Annotated in this window: 14 protein-coding genes; 11 read left to right on the top strand and 3 right to left on the bottom strand. The window is 70.3% G+C overall.

Annotated elements, in window-relative coordinates; all coding sequences use genetic code 11:
- The first annotated feature begins 31 nt into the window (after window positions 1-31).
- Entirely contained in the window at window positions 32-1,195 is a 1,164-nt protein-coding gene (locus MWM08_RS10340) for an iron-containing alcohol dehydrogenase (RefSeq protein WP_244459358.1), read from the top strand.
- 66 nt (window positions 1,196-1,261) lie between these two features.
- Window positions 1,262-1,531, top strand: a complete 270-nt coding sequence (locus MWM08_RS10335) for a hypothetical protein (RefSeq protein WP_244459357.1) — start codon at window positions 1,262-1,264, stop codon at window positions 1,529-1,531.
- Window positions 1,532-1,537: 6 nt separating this feature from the next.
- Here MWM08_RS10335 and MWM08_RS10330 read toward each other — a convergent pair whose 3' ends face one another.
- Complete coding sequence (locus tag MWM08_RS10330; protein WP_244459356.1) at window positions 1,538-2,791, bottom strand: NAD(P)/FAD-dependent oxidoreductase; 1,254 nt, start codon at window positions 2,789-2,791, stop codon at window positions 1,538-1,540.
- 106 nt (window positions 2,792-2,897) lie between these two features.
- Between MWM08_RS10330 and MWM08_RS10325 the strand changes: the two genes are divergently transcribed.
- From MWM08_RS10325 to MWM08_RS10310, 4 genes are all read left to right on the top strand, one after another.
- Window positions 2,898-3,779, top strand: coding sequence for a TauD/TfdA dioxygenase family protein (locus MWM08_RS10325; protein WP_244459355.1), 882 nt, complete (start codon window positions 2,898-2,900; stop codon window positions 3,777-3,779).
- Window positions 3,776-4,669, top strand: coding sequence for a fumarylacetoacetate hydrolase family protein (locus tag MWM08_RS10320; protein ID WP_244459354.1), 894 nt, complete (start codon window positions 3,776-3,778; stop codon window positions 4,667-4,669). The genes MWM08_RS10325 and MWM08_RS10320 overlap by 4 nt, the downstream gene beginning before the upstream one ends.
- Before the next feature lie 21 nt (window positions 4,670-4,690).
- A complete protein-coding gene (locus tag MWM08_RS10315) occupies window positions 4,691-5,677 on the top strand; it encodes a Bug family tripartite tricarboxylate transporter substrate binding protein (protein WP_244459353.1) in 987 nt (328 codons plus the stop codon).
- Window positions 5,678-5,738: 61 nt separating this feature from the next.
- Complete coding sequence (locus tag MWM08_RS10310) at window positions 5,739-6,161, top strand: nuclear transport factor 2 family protein (RefSeq protein WP_244459352.1); 423 nt, start codon at window positions 5,739-5,741, stop codon at window positions 6,159-6,161.
- Between the two features lies 1 nt (window position 6,162).
- Here the strand turns inward: MWM08_RS10310 and MWM08_RS10305 are convergent, their stop codons facing one another.
- A complete protein-coding gene (locus tag MWM08_RS10305) occupies window positions 6,163-6,540 on the bottom strand; it encodes a nuclear transport factor 2 family protein (RefSeq protein ID WP_244459351.1) in 378 nt (125 codons plus the stop codon).
- 102 nt (window positions 6,541-6,642) lie between these two features.
- Here MWM08_RS10305 and MWM08_RS10300 point away from each other — a divergent pair, with 102 nt between their 5' ends.
- From MWM08_RS10300 to MWM08_RS10290, 3 genes are read left to right on the top strand one after another with little or no spacing between them, the layout of a single operon-like run.
- On the top strand, window positions 6,643-7,611 hold the full coding sequence (locus tag MWM08_RS10300; RefSeq protein WP_244459350.1) for a Bug family tripartite tricarboxylate transporter substrate binding protein: 969 nt from the start codon (window positions 6,643-6,645) through the stop codon (window positions 7,609-7,611).
- Window positions 7,612-7,623: 12 nt separating this feature from the next.
- On the top strand, window positions 7,624-8,505 hold the full coding sequence (locus MWM08_RS10295) for an isocitrate lyase/PEP mutase family protein (RefSeq protein WP_244459349.1): 882 nt from the start codon (window positions 7,624-7,626) through the stop codon (window positions 8,503-8,505).
- A complete protein-coding gene (locus MWM08_RS10290; RefSeq protein WP_244459348.1) occupies window positions 8,502-9,218 on the top strand; it encodes a haloacid dehalogenase type II in 717 nt (238 codons plus the stop codon). Before MWM08_RS10295 ends, MWM08_RS10290 begins: the two co-directional genes overlap by 4 nt.
- Window positions 9,219-9,259: 41 nt before the next feature.
- Here MWM08_RS10290 and MWM08_RS10285 read toward each other — a convergent pair whose 3' ends face one another.
- Entirely contained in the window at window positions 9,260-10,240 is a 981-nt protein-coding gene (locus MWM08_RS10285) for a Bug family tripartite tricarboxylate transporter substrate binding protein (protein ID WP_244459347.1), read from the bottom strand.
- A gap of 107 nt (window positions 10,241-10,347) precedes the next feature.
- Between MWM08_RS10285 and MWM08_RS10280 the strand changes: the two genes are divergently transcribed.
- Window positions 10,348-11,067, top strand: a complete 720-nt coding sequence (locus MWM08_RS10280) for a DUF1028 domain-containing protein (RefSeq protein WP_244459346.1) — start codon at window positions 10,348-10,350, stop codon at window positions 11,065-11,067.
- Window positions 11,068-11,124: 57 nt separating this feature from the next.
- Window positions 11,125-12,201, top strand: a complete 1,077-nt coding sequence (locus MWM08_RS10275) for a tartrate dehydrogenase (RefSeq protein ID WP_244459345.1) — start codon at window positions 11,125-11,127, stop codon at window positions 12,199-12,201.
- Window positions 12,202-12,209: the final 8 nt, after the last annotated feature.

Raw genomic sequence — 12,209 nt, 5'->3', positions numbered from 1 at the left:
GCGCGCCCGCCACCGCATCCTTCCGGCACGCATGGAGGACGCAGGAATGGGCGCGCATCTGCATCAATGGCCCGCGCAGGGCCGCGTGCACCATGGCGCGGCGCTGGTCGACGCCTTGCCGCGCGAAATCGCGGATGCGTCGCGCGTGGTGCTGGTCACGACGCGATCCCTGGCCGGCGGTGCGCTGGTCGCGTCCGCCACCGCGGCGATCGGTGCGCGGCTGGCCGGTACCTTCGCCACCATGCGCGCGCATAGCCCGGTCGAGGACGTGCTGGCCCTCGCCGCGCTGCTGCGCGACAGCGATGCCGACCTGGTGGTGGCGCTCGGCGGCGGGTCGGTGATCGACGGGTCGAAGGTGGCCTGCCTCGCGGTGTGGCGCGGCATCGCCGATGCCGGCGAACTGGTCGCCGCCGCGGCATCGCGCGGCGCCGCACCGGGCCACTGGGATGGCGCGCCGCCCGCCCCGCGCATGGTCGCCATTCCCACCACGCTGTCGGCCGCGGAATTCGCACCGCATGCGGGCTACACGGACCTCGTCGCGGGGCGGAAGTACCGCGCGCTCGATCCCTGGATGGTGCCGCGCGCGGTCATCCTCGATCCGGCCGCCACGCTCGAGACGCCGGCCGAACTGCTGCTCTCCTCCGGCATCCGCGCGCTGGACCATGCGGCGGAGCGCTGGTGCTCGACCGAACCGCAGGCCTTCTCCGACGCCGTCTCGCGCCAGGCAATGCTGATGCTGGCCGAAGGCCTGCCACGCGTACACCGCCACGCCCACGACCTCGACGCGCGCGCGCTGTGCCAGCAGGCGATGTGGCTCTCGGTGATGGGGGGCTGGTCGGGCGTACCGGTCGGGGCAAGCCACGGGATCGGCTATATCCTGGGTGCGGCAAAGGGCGTGCCGCACGGCATCACGTCCTGCCTGATGCTGCACGCGGTGATGCGCTGGAACGCACCGGTCAACGAAGGCCGACAGCGGGACCTGGCGCATATCCTGGGCGGCGAGGAAGCGGGACCGGCGATCGAGGCCTTCGTGCGCGGGCTCGGCCTGCCGACGCGGCTGTCGGAACAGGGTATCGGGCCCGGTGACATTCCCGGGCTCGCGGCGCGGTGGACCGGCGATGCGCCGATCGCGACCAATCCGCGCCCGGTGCGCGGGGCGGCCGACCTCGAGGAGATCCTGCACCTGGCCGCGTAGCGCGATGCCTCGCCTTCGCCACGCCCTGCGATATGCTCGGCAGCCCATGGGAAGGACGTCGCGCCGATGCACATGCTGATGGTCATGCTCGCAGGGATCCTGCTGCTCGGTGTGTTCCTTTTGTTCGGTTGGCTCTGGGGGCACAGCCTGGCGGGCGTGGCCACCGGGGCCAAGGTGTTCCTGCCGGCCTGGCTGATCGTCGCCACCGTGAACCTGTGGGTCGGCGTCAGCCGCGCCGGCTACACGGTGATGCAGGAACTTCCGATCCTTGCGGCGAATTTCGCGGTGCCGGCGGCGATCGCGGTGCTGGCGGCGTGGCAGGTCTCGCGCGCGTAGCGCAGGTCAGCGGAAGCGTTCGACGCCGAAGGGCGCGAAGTCGAAGTTGGGGCGTTCACCGGCCAGCGCCGAGGCCACCAGGGCGCCGGTCGGGGCGGACCCGGTCAGGCCCAGATGGCCATGGCCGAAGGCGCACCAGAGGCCATCCCACGCCTTGACCGGCCCCATCACGGGCAGGCTGTCGGGCAGGCAGGGGCGATGGCCCATCCAGGTCGTCGCACCTTCGGTGCGGACCTCCGGGAACACGGCGCGCAGATCCTTCAGCAGCAGTTGGGCGCGCGCCTCGTTGGGCGGTGCGTCCAGGCCGCCGAACTCGACCGTGCCGGCCACGCGCAGCCCCTCCTCCATCGGCGAGATGAACACCTTGCGGTCATAGGGCGAGATGACGCGCCCGATCCGCACGCCGGCGTCGGGCAGCATCACGTGATAGCCGCGCTGTGTTTCGAGCGGCACCTTGATGCCGAGCGGCGCGAGCAGCCGCGCCGACCACGCACCCGCCGCCAGCACCACGCGGTCGGCATCGACATCGCCGGCATCGGTGACCACACCCGTCACGCGCCGGCCCTCGGTGCGCAGCGCGCGCACCTCGCCCTTGCGGATCTCCCCGCCCATGCGCCGCACGCCATCGGCCACCACGCGCGCGAAACGCGCCGGGTTCACCGATGACCCGTGGTCGGGCAGGAACAGCGCGGCGGTGTAGGCGTCCGACACCTCGGGCTCGAGTGCGGCCAGCGCGGCGCGGTCCAGCACTTCCATCCGCTGCCCGTGCCGGCGGCGCAGGGCCAGCGCGGGCTCGTCCTTCGCCATCTGTTCGGGCGAGCGATAGACGTAGAGCTGCCCTTCCTGGCGTATCAGGTCGAGCGCGTCCTCCTCCGCGAGGATCTCCCGGTGGCGCTCCAGCGCGCCGAACAGCAGCGAGGCCATCGCGCCGGCCGCCGCCTCCACCTGTGCAGGCCGCGCCGAGGCCACGAAGCGGGCAAGCCAGGGCATCGCACGCAGCCAGTAGCGAACCGGGATATGCAGCGCGCCCTCGCGGTCGGTCAGCATCTTGGGCACCTGGCGCAAGACGCCGGGCATTGCCAACGGTGCGACCGATCCATGGCTGATGGCGCCGGCATTGCCGGTATAGGCAGCGTGCGGCTTGCGCGCTTCGATCACGATCGGCTTCAGCCCGCGCCAGGCCAGGTGCCAGGCAACGCAAAGCCCAACGATGCCGCCGCCGACCACGACGATGCGCGGCTTGTCCAGGGTGTTCCACATGCCGCCATGCTGCCCTGCCCGCGGGCACGACGGAAGCCGCCGCGGTGCGTTGACGTCCAGCGGGGTGCGTCGCACCCTTGGGTCCAGGAACGCCGAGGAACGTCCCATGAAGATTACCCCGAACAATGCCGGGCTGGGCGCACGCGTGGCAGGTATCGACCTCGCTCGGCCGCTGGCGCCGGATGATTTCCGCACGGTACTGCGCGCGCTCGGCCAGTACGGGGTGCTGTGCTTCCCGGGGCAGGACCTGGATGCGGGCGCGCTGTCGGCCTTCGGGTCGCGCTTCGGCGACCTGGAAGTCAATGTCGCGAACCTGTTCCACGCCGAAGGGCATCCGGAAGTGATGCACCTGTCGAACATGAAGGATGCGGCGGGCAAGCCGATGGGCCTGTCGGATGCCGGCCAGGGTTGGCACACCGACATGTCCTATTCGAAGGAGATCGCGCTGGCCAACGTCCTGCATGCCAAGCGCGTGCCGCGGCGCGACGGCCGCGCGATCGGCTGCACGCAGTTCCGCAACATGCACGCGGCGTATGACGACCTGCCGGCGGAGGTGAAGCAACGCATCGAAGGCCGTAACGCCCTCCATGACTTCGTGAAGTTCTGGGACATGATGCGCATCCGCCCCGGTTCCATCCGCGGGCCGCTCACGCCCGAGCAGCGCGCGAAGAAGCCGCCGGTCTCCCAGCCCATGGTGCGCGTGCATCCGATCACGGGGCGGCGCGTGCTCTACTGCAATTCCGGCTATGCCATGCACATCGAGGGCATGGAGCGTACGGAATCCGATGCGCTGCTCGACTACCTGTTCCGCCACCAGGCGCAGGAGAAGTTCTTCTACGAGCACGAATGGAACGAGGGCGACGTGCTGATGTGGGACAATATCGGCACGCTGCACAATGCGGTGGCCGATTACGGCCCGGACGAGCCGCGCTTCATCCTGCGCGTGCAGGTGATGGCGAGCCTCGACTACGCGGCGCTGGCGGCATGAGGCTGGTCACGCTGGAAGGCCGGGTGCTGGGCGGGCTGGTGGGCGACAGCGTGGTGGCGCTACGCCCGGCCTTGGCCGCCGCGCAGCGTGCCGCCGGGGAAGTCCCCACCGACATCATCCCCGACGACATGGTGGCGCTGATCGCCGATGAGGCCGCGATGGTCGCGGCCGCGCGCGCGCTGGCCTTCGCAGCACGGTCGGACAACGCGGCGCTGCGTGCGCCACTCTCGGCAGCACGGCTGCTCGCACCGCTGAAGCCGGGCAAGATCCTGGGCGTCGGGCGCAACTACGGTGACCACGCGAAGGAGGTGGGCGGGCCAAAGCTTGAAGCACCGCGCATCTTCCTCAAGCCTGCCTCGTCGGTGGTCGGCCCTGGCGCGGCGGTGCGCATCCCGCCCGCGGTGAAGAAGCCGGATTGGGAAGCGGAGCTCGGCGTCGTGATCGGCCGCCGCGCGAAGGATGTGAGCGAGGGCGTCGCACTCGAATACGTCGCCGGCTACACCGTTCTGGACGACATCAGCGCGCGCGAATTCCAGTTCGACGTGCCGCTGGCCATGACGTCCTTTGCCAAGGGCATGGATGGTTTCTGCCCGATCGGTCCCTGCATTGCGACGGCGGATGAGGTGGGCGAGCCCTGGGCGCTCGATATCCGCTGCTGTCTGAACGGGGAGGAAGTGCAGCACGGCAATACGCGCGACCTGATCTTCCCGGTCACGACGCTGATCGCGTTCCTGTCGCGCTACATGACGCTGGAACCGGGCGACGTCATCGCGACGGGAACGCCCGCGGGCGTCGGGCATTTCCGCGACCCGCCGCGCTACCTGAAATCCGGCGACCGGCTGCGCATGGAAGTCGAGCGCGTCGGCATCCTCGAACATAGCATCGCCTGAACGAACGGGAGGACAACGAACATGATCCGCAGGACGCTCCTCGGCGCCGCGATGGCGCTGGCCGCGCTGCCGGCCTTCGCGCAACCGCGCGCGCCGGGCACCGACTACCCGAACCGGCCGGTGCGCATCGTCGTCGCCCTCGCCCCGGGCGGCAATGCCGACATCAATGCGCGCCTGGTCGCGACCGGCCTGTCGCAGCGCCTCGGCCAGCAATTCGTGGTGGAGAACCGCCCATCAGGCGGCGGCACGGTAGCCTTCGAGACGGTCGCGCAGACCCCGCCCGATGGCTACACGCTGCTGGTCGGCGCGCTGGGGTCGCATACGCTGAATGTCGGGCTGTATGGCGACCGGCTGCGCGTGCATCCGCTGACCGGCGTGGACCACATCACCATCTCCAGCCATTCGGCGATCGTGCTGGTGGTGAACAACAATTTCCCGGCGCGCACGCTCGCGGAATTCCGCGCCCAGCTCGCGGCCAATCCGAACCGCTTCGATTTCGGCTCCTCAGGCAATGGCACCACGGGGCACATCGCAGCCGCGCTGATGCTGCACCTGATGGGCGCGCAGGCGCAGCACGTCCCCTATCGCGGATCCGCCGCGGCCTTCCAGGACCTGCTGGCCGGGCGCACGGCGTTCCAGGCAGACACCATCTCCTTCGTGACGGAACCCATCCGCGCCGGCCAGGTGCGTGGCCTGGTGATCGCGACGCCGCAGCGTTCGGCAATGATCCCTGACGTGCCGACGAGCGCCGAGGCCGGCCTGCCCGACTTCCAGGCCACCACCTGGACGCCGTGGTCCGCCACGCTCGGCACGCCGGCGCCGATCCGCCAGTTCCTGTATGAACAGATCACCGAGGTGCTGCGCACGCCCGAGGTGCGCGACCGGCTGATCGCGCTCGGCAACACCATCCCCAATGGCATGACGCCCGACGCCACGCGCGCCTTCATCGCGTCCGAGATCGACAAATGGGTGCCGATCGTCCGCGCCTCCGGCGCGCGGGTCGATTGAACGCTTGATCGCGGGCGCCCCGGCGCGCGAGCCTCCGTTCCCCAACCGGACGGAGGCGCGCATGCAGACCGAGGCTACCCGGGCACTGATCACGGCGCTGTATGATGCGTATCGCGCCGGCGACATGCCGACGGTGATGTCCAGCCTCGCCGAGGACATCGACTGGCATTCGGTGGCGCAGGCGCCGCTGCCCTGGTGCGGCGCCTGGCGAGGACATGCGGGTGTCAGCGCGTATTTCGCCGCCCTGTCCGGGATCTGCACCATCACCGCCTACGACATCGAACGCATCCTGGCCGATGGCGCTTGGGCGACGGTGCTGGCGTCGATCCGCGTGCGCTACCACGCGGATGGGTCGGAGGCCGGCTACACCAAGGTGGATGTGCTGCGCGTCGATGGCGGTCGTGTCGCGGAGTTCCGCGAATACTACGACACCGCGGCGATCCAGCGCGACCTTGGCCGCGCGAACACCGCGCGGTCGGACTGACCTATTCGCGCACGTCGGCGCGGAACACCTTGCTGACGATCTTCCAGCCCTGGGCCGTCTTCAGCAGCACCAGGTAGTCGGTGAAGTAGCGCGGCGGGATCTGGCAGTTCACCTTGGCCATCGCGAGTTCCGGGCCGGGCTGGTCGATCATCAGCACCCGGTCGTCGCGGGCCAGGCCCTGCGCCTTGGGGTTGGGGCGGTTGCGCACCCATTCGAACCATTGCTCGCGCGGCAGGTCCTGCACCGTGCCGTCCTTGTCGGAATACAGGTGCGCGCAGGGGTGGAAGGCGGCGTCGAGCTTCGCCGTGTCGCCCTCGTGCAGCCCATCGAAATAGGTGTGCAGAACGGCCTCGATGGCGGCGATGTCGGTGGCGGGCATGGGGCGTGTCCTTCCGGTGTGGTGGGGGCGATCCTGGCCCGGAATGCGGGGCGTTTACAGGGGCGCCCCGACGGAGGAATGTCCGCCCCAGGGAGAAACGACATGAGTCCGCGCCGCCGCCACCTGCTGCTCGCCCCCGCCGCCCTGGCGCTTCCCGCGCGGCTGCGCGCGCAGGGCACCTGGCCCTCGCGCCCGGTGCGCGTGATCGTGCCCTATGCGGCCTCCGGCGGCACCGACATCCTGGCGCGTGCGCTGGGGGAGGCGCTGCGCCCGACCCTGCCGCAGCCCTTCGTGGTCGAGAACCGCGCCGGTGCCGCCGGGGTCGTGGGATCGGAGGCCGTGGCGCGTGCCGAGCCCGACGGGCACACGCTGCTGGTAGTGGTCTCGACGCATGTGATGAACCGCTATCACCTGCCCTCGATGCCCTATGACGCGGTGCGCGACTTCACGCCGATCGCGATGCTGACGCGCAACACGATGGTGCTGGTGGCGGGCGCGAACCAGCCCTTCGACAGCCTGCGCGCCATGATCGACTACGCGAAGCGCAACCCGGGCCGTGTCGGTACCGGCAGCACCGAGGCGCTGTCCTCCTTCATCGGCCAGGAGCTCGCGCGCCGCGCCGGCGTGGACATGCCCGATGTGGCGTATCGCTCCGGCGGGCAGTTGATGAACGACATCGTCGCGGGGCACCTGCCGACGGGCTGGACCAGCACCGTCAGCGCCGCGCCGCACATGCAGACCGGGCGCGTGCGCATCCTGGCGGTCTCGACGGCGCAGCGTTCCGCCTTCTTCCCCGACGTACCGACCGCCGCCGAACAGGGTGTCGCGGAATTCGACCTGTCGGGCTGGGTCGCGATGCTCGCACCGCCGCGCATGGACCCGGCGCTGGCCGCGAGCATCGGCGCCACGGTGCAGCGCGTGTTCGACGACGCCGCCTTCCAACAGCGGCTGGTCGCACTCGGCGTCGAGCGCGATTTCCGCCCCGCCCCGGCGCTGCTGGAAGCGATGCAGCGCGACGACCGCATCTGGGCCGCCGCCGCGCAGGCCGGCCACATCCGATCGCAGCAATAGGACCGAACCACCATGGCACATCCGGCACTCCGCCAGGCTTTCGCGCAGAGGAAGTTCATCGTCGCGCCAGGCATCTTCGACATGATCTCGGCCAAGGTCGCCGACGGCATGGGCTTCGACTGCCTCTACGGCACCGGCTTCGGCACCGTTGCCTCGCATCTGGGCGTGCCGGATGCGGGCATCGCGACCTACACCGACATGGTCGCGCGCATGGGCCAGATGGCGCGCGGCGTGCGCACGCCGATGATCGCCGATGCCGATACCGGCTATGGCGGGCTGCTGAACGTGCGCCACACCGTGATGGGCTACGAGGCCGCCGGCATCTCCGGAATCCAGCTGGAGGACCAGGAAATCCCGAAGAAGTGCGGCCATACGCCCGGCCGCCGCGTCATCCCGGCCGAGGAGATGGTGCTCAAGATCAAGGTCGCCGCCGAGGCGCGCGTGAGCCCCGACTTCCTGATCGTCGCACGCACCGATGCGCGCACCACGCTGGGGCTTGAGGAAGCGATCCGCCGCGGCCTGATGTTCGGAGATGCGGGCGCCGACGTGGTGTTCATCGAAAGCCCCGAGAGCGAGGCGGAGATGCGCGCGATCGGCAAGGCCATTTCCAAGCCGCTGCTCGCCAACATGGTCGAGGGCGGGCGCACGCCGCTGCTGCCGGCGGCGACGCTGGCCGCGATCGGCTACGCCATCGCGATCTATCCGGCGGTGGGCTTCCTCGCGATGGCCGCGGCCATGGAGCGTGTGTACGGCCACCTGAAGCAGCATGGCGACAGCATCGCCATCGGCGAATCCTACGGTTTCAAGCGCATGACGGAGCTGATGGGCTTCCCGGAAGTCTGGGATTTCGACCAGCGCTGGGCGCAGCCTGAAGCCGCGAAGGCCGCCGAATGAGCGCGCTGCCTGGCGTGAAGGCGCTGGTCTTCGACGTGTTCGGCACCGTCGTGGACTGGCGCACCGGCATCGCGCGGGATGCGAAGACCGTCCTCGCGAAGCATGGCCGCGGCGATGTCGATCCGCACGCCTTCGCCGATGCCTGGCGGCGGCGCTACCAGCCGGCGATGGAGGAAGTGCGTTCCGGCCGGCGTCCCTTCACGCGGTTGGATGTGCTGCACCGCGAGAACCTCGATGCGCTGCTCGCGGACCACAGCATCACGGCGGACGAGGCCGATCGCCAGTGGCTGAACCGCGCCTGGCATCGCCTCGACCCCTGGCCCGATACCATCCCCGGGCTGATCCGGCTGAAGTCGCGCCGCTTCATCGCGCCGCTGTCCAACGGCAACATCCTGCTGCTGGCGAACATGGCCAAGCGCGCGGGCATTCCCTGGGATGCCATCCTGGGTGCCGAACCCGCCCGCGCCTACAAGCCACAGCCGGAGGCGTACCTCCGCACGGCCGAGATCCTCGGCCTGGCGCCGAGCGAGGTCGCGCTGGTCGCCGCCCACAACGGCGACCTGGCGGCGGCGCGCAAGGCGGGGCTCGCCACCGCCTTCGTGCTGCGCCCGACCGAGCACGGCCCCGAACAATCCACCGACACCCGCGCCGAACAGGAGTGGGACACGATCGCCGGCAGCTTCGAGGAGCTGGCGGACAAGCTCGGCTGCTGAAGCCTCATCGGCCTGCTTCCGGGTGGAAGCGGGCCGACGCATCACTCGGCGCGGATGTTGCCCTCGCGGATCACCGGGCCCCACTTCGCGATGTCGCCGGCGACCAGTGCGGCGAATTCCGCCGGCGTGCCGGCCACCACCTCGGCCGCCTGGCGCGTCTCGACGAAGGACTTCACCTCGGCGCTGGTGATGATGGCGCGGAAGGCGGCGTTGATGCGCTGCGTGAGCGCCGCATCCATGCCGGCTGGGCCCGAGATGCCGTGCCAGGTCATCGCCTCGAAGCCCGGGAAGCGCGCCGCCACCGCGGGCACGCCGGGAAGCGCTGCGACCGGGCGCGGCGTGCCGATGGCAATCGCGCGCACCTTCTCCTCGCGGATGAAGGGCAGCGCGGTGGAGACCGAGGGGAAGGAGAACTCCGTCTCGCCGGCGATCACGCTCCGCAGCACGTCGGCGCCACTGCGATAGTGCACCGCGGTGAACTTCACGCCGGCCTTCTGTGCCAGCAGTTCCGAAGCCAAGTGGCTGACATGCCCGACGCCCGGCGATGCATAGGGGATGCCATCCGCGCGCGAGCGCGCCAGCGCCGCCAGGTCATCGACCGTGCGCACGCGGCTCGCCGCCGGGACGATCACCACGATCGGCAGGTTCACCAGGTGGATGATGGGCGTAAAGGCGGTGGCGGGGTCGTAGGCGAGGCCCGGCTGCAGCAGCTTGCCGATCGCATTGGCACCGAGGTCCGCCATCATCAGCGTCTGCCCGTCCGGGCGCGACTGCGCGGTGAACTGCCCGGCGATCGACCCGCCGGCACCCGAGCGGTTCTCGACCACCATGGGGTGTCCGTTGGAATGCGGACCGAAGGCATTCGCCACCGCGCGCGACAGCGTATCCACTGCGCCACCGGCGCCGAAGGGCACGACAAGGCGCACCTGGCCGGACGGCCAGGCGGCGGCCTGCGCATGCGCCAGGCCCGGCAGGGCGGCGGCTGCCAGGCCGATGGCACGGCGCGTGAGGCGGATGGTCATGGCGTTGGTCCTCCCGTTGATTGGTGCTGTCATCGGCGGCCGGGCGGCCTGCTGTCAACAGCGGCGCGACGGTGCAAACTGGGCGAGCAGCACGGAGCCGCCCGCCCATGACCTGGTCCATCGTCGCGCATGATCCCTCGACCGGCGCCTTCGCTGTCGCGGTCACCACCTGCAACCTGGCAGTGGGTGCCGCCTGCCCGTTCATCCGCACCGGCGTGGGTGCGGTGTCCACGCAATCGATGAGCAACCGCTACCTCGGCCCCGCGGTGCTGGAGGCGCTAGCGCGCGGGCTCTCGCCGCGCCTGGCGCTGGACAGCGCGCTGGCGGGCGACGAGGGGCGCGGGCTGCGACAGATCCATGTGGTCGATGCGGCGGGCCGTGTCGCCGCGCATACCGGAGACAACTGCGTGGAATGGTGCGGGTCGGTCGCCGGCGAGGGCTTTTCGGTCGCCGGTAACATGCTGGCGAATGGCCGCGTGATCGACGCCACCGCCGACGTCTTTGCCGCGCGCACCGACCTGCCCTTCGCGGAACGGCTGATGGAAGCGCTGCACGCCGGCCAGGCCGAGGGCGGCGACAAGCGCGGCCGCCAATCCGCCGCGTTGATGATCACGACCACCGAGGATTTCCCCGACATCAACCTGCGCGTGGACGACCACCCCGATCCGCTGGTCGAACTCTCCCGCTTGCTGGCGCTGTGGCGCGTGCAGGCGGAACCAACGCAGCACACGCGGCCGTCGCGCGCGAACCCGGCGGGGTTGCTCGACCTCGATGCCATCGAGGCCGGCTGGAAGGCGCGCGGGATGGACCTACGCCTGCGCCGCTGAGGGCTTGCGCGCCGCGCCGCCGCGCGCGAAACGGGCACCCGGACAGGAGGACAACGCATGCGCCAGCACAGGATCGCCGCCATCGGGGGCGACGGGATCGGACCCGAGGTGATCGCCGCGGGCTGCCGCGTGCTGGAAGCGACCGCGGCGGCGCAGGGCGGCTTCTCCGTCGCCTTCGAAACCTTCGACTGGGGCAGCGAATTGTATCGCCGCACCGGCAAGATGATGCCGGAGGACGGGCTGAAGGCACTCGAGGGCTTCGACGCCATCTTCTTCGGCGCGGTCGGCGCGCCCGACATTCCCGACCACATCACCCTGTGGGAACTGCGGCTGGCGATCTGCCAGGGCTTCGACCAGTACGCGAATGTGCGGCCCACCCGCCTGCTGCCCGGCGTGCGCGGCCCGCTGCGCGAGGATCTCGGCCGCCAGATCGACTGGGTAATCGTGCGCGAGAACAGCGAGGGCGAATACGCCGGCGTCGGCGGGCGCGCCCATCGCGGTCTGCCGATCGAGGTCGCGATGGATGTCGCGGTCTTCACGCGCGAGGGCGTCGCGCGAATCTGCCGCCATGCCTGCGAGGTCGCGATGTCGCGCCCCCGCAAACTGCTCACGGTGGTCACCAAGTCCAACGCGCAGCGCCACGGCATGGTGATGTGGGACGAGGTCTGCGCCGAGGTCACCGCGCAATATCCCGCGCTGACGGTGGACAAGATGCTGGTCGATGCGATGACCGCGCGCATGGTGATGAAGCCAGGCACGATCGACACTGTCGTCGCCACCAACCTGCATGCGGATATCCTGTCAGACTTGGCCTCCGCTCTGGCCGGGTCGCTCGGCATCGGCGCGACCGGCAACATCGACCCACAGCGGCGCCGCCCGTCGATGTTCGAACCGATCCATGGCTCGGCCTTCGACATCACCGGCAAGGGCATCGCTAATCCGCTCGGGTCCTTCTGGACGGCGGCGATGATGCTGGACCATCTGGGCGAACCCGCCGCCGCGCAGCGCCTGATGCGTGCGGTGGAAGTCGTGACCGCGCGCGGCGATGTGCTGACGCCCGACCTTGGTGGCAATGCGACAACCGACCAGGTCACCCAGGCGGTCATCGCAGCGCTGTCGGGCGCCAACACGTAGCGGGTTGC

Origin of the sequence: Roseomonas fluvialis, assembly GCF_022846615.1 — a bacterium.
Classification (GTDB): domain Bacteria; phylum Pseudomonadota; class Alphaproteobacteria; order Acetobacterales; family Acetobacteraceae; genus Neoroseomonas; species Neoroseomonas fluvialis.
This window is presented reverse-complemented; position numbering and strand designations above follow the sequence as displayed.

Excerpts from the sequence above, each read along its gene's own strand:
- MWM08_RS10335 (WP_244459357.1), top strand. The coding sequence starts at position 1,262 with ATGCACATGCTGATGGTCATGCTCGCAGGGATCCTGCTGCTCGGTGTG.
- MWM08_RS10300 (WP_244459350.1), top strand. The coding sequence starts at position 6,643 with ATGAGTCCGCGCCGCCGCCACCTGCTGCTCGCCCCCGCCGCCCTGGCG.
- MWM08_RS10340 (WP_244459358.1), top strand. The coding sequence starts at position 32 with ATGGAGGACGCAGGAATGGGCGCGCATCTGCATCAATGGCCCGCGCAG.
- MWM08_RS10315 (WP_244459353.1), top strand. The coding sequence starts at position 4,691 with ATGATCCGCAGGACGCTCCTCGGCGCCGCGATGGCGCTGGCCGCGCTG.
- MWM08_RS10295 (WP_244459349.1), top strand. The coding sequence starts at position 7,624 with ATGGCACATCCGGCACTCCGCCAGGCTTTCGCGCAGAGGAAGTTCATC.
- MWM08_RS10310 (WP_244459352.1), top strand. The coding sequence starts at position 5,739 with ATGCAGACCGAGGCTACCCGGGCACTGATCACGGCGCTGTATGATGCG.
- MWM08_RS10320 (WP_244459354.1), top strand. The coding sequence starts at position 3,776 with ATGAGGCTGGTCACGCTGGAAGGCCGGGTGCTGGGCGGGCTGGTGGGC.
- MWM08_RS10305 (WP_244459351.1), bottom strand. The coding sequence starts at position 6,540 with ATGCCCGCCACCGACATCGCCGCCATCGAGGCCGTTCTGCACACCTAT.
- MWM08_RS10280 (WP_244459346.1), top strand. The coding sequence starts at position 10,348 with ATGACCTGGTCCATCGTCGCGCATGATCCCTCGACCGGCGCCTTCGCT.
- MWM08_RS10325 (WP_244459355.1), top strand. The coding sequence starts at position 2,898 with ATGAAGATTACCCCGAACAATGCCGGGCTGGGCGCACGCGTGGCAGGT.
- MWM08_RS10285 (WP_244459347.1), bottom strand. The coding sequence starts at position 10,240 with ATGACCATCCGCCTCACGCGCCGTGCCATCGGCCTGGCAGCCGCCGCC.
- MWM08_RS10290 (WP_244459348.1), top strand. The coding sequence starts at position 8,502 with ATGAGCGCGCTGCCTGGCGTGAAGGCGCTGGTCTTCGACGTGTTCGGC.
- MWM08_RS10330 (WP_244459356.1), bottom strand. The coding sequence starts at position 2,791 with ATGTGGAACACCCTGGACAAGCCGCGCATCGTCGTGGTCGGCGGCGGC.
- MWM08_RS10275 (WP_244459345.1), top strand. The coding sequence starts at position 11,125 with ATGCGCCAGCACAGGATCGCCGCCATCGGGGGCGACGGGATCGGACCC.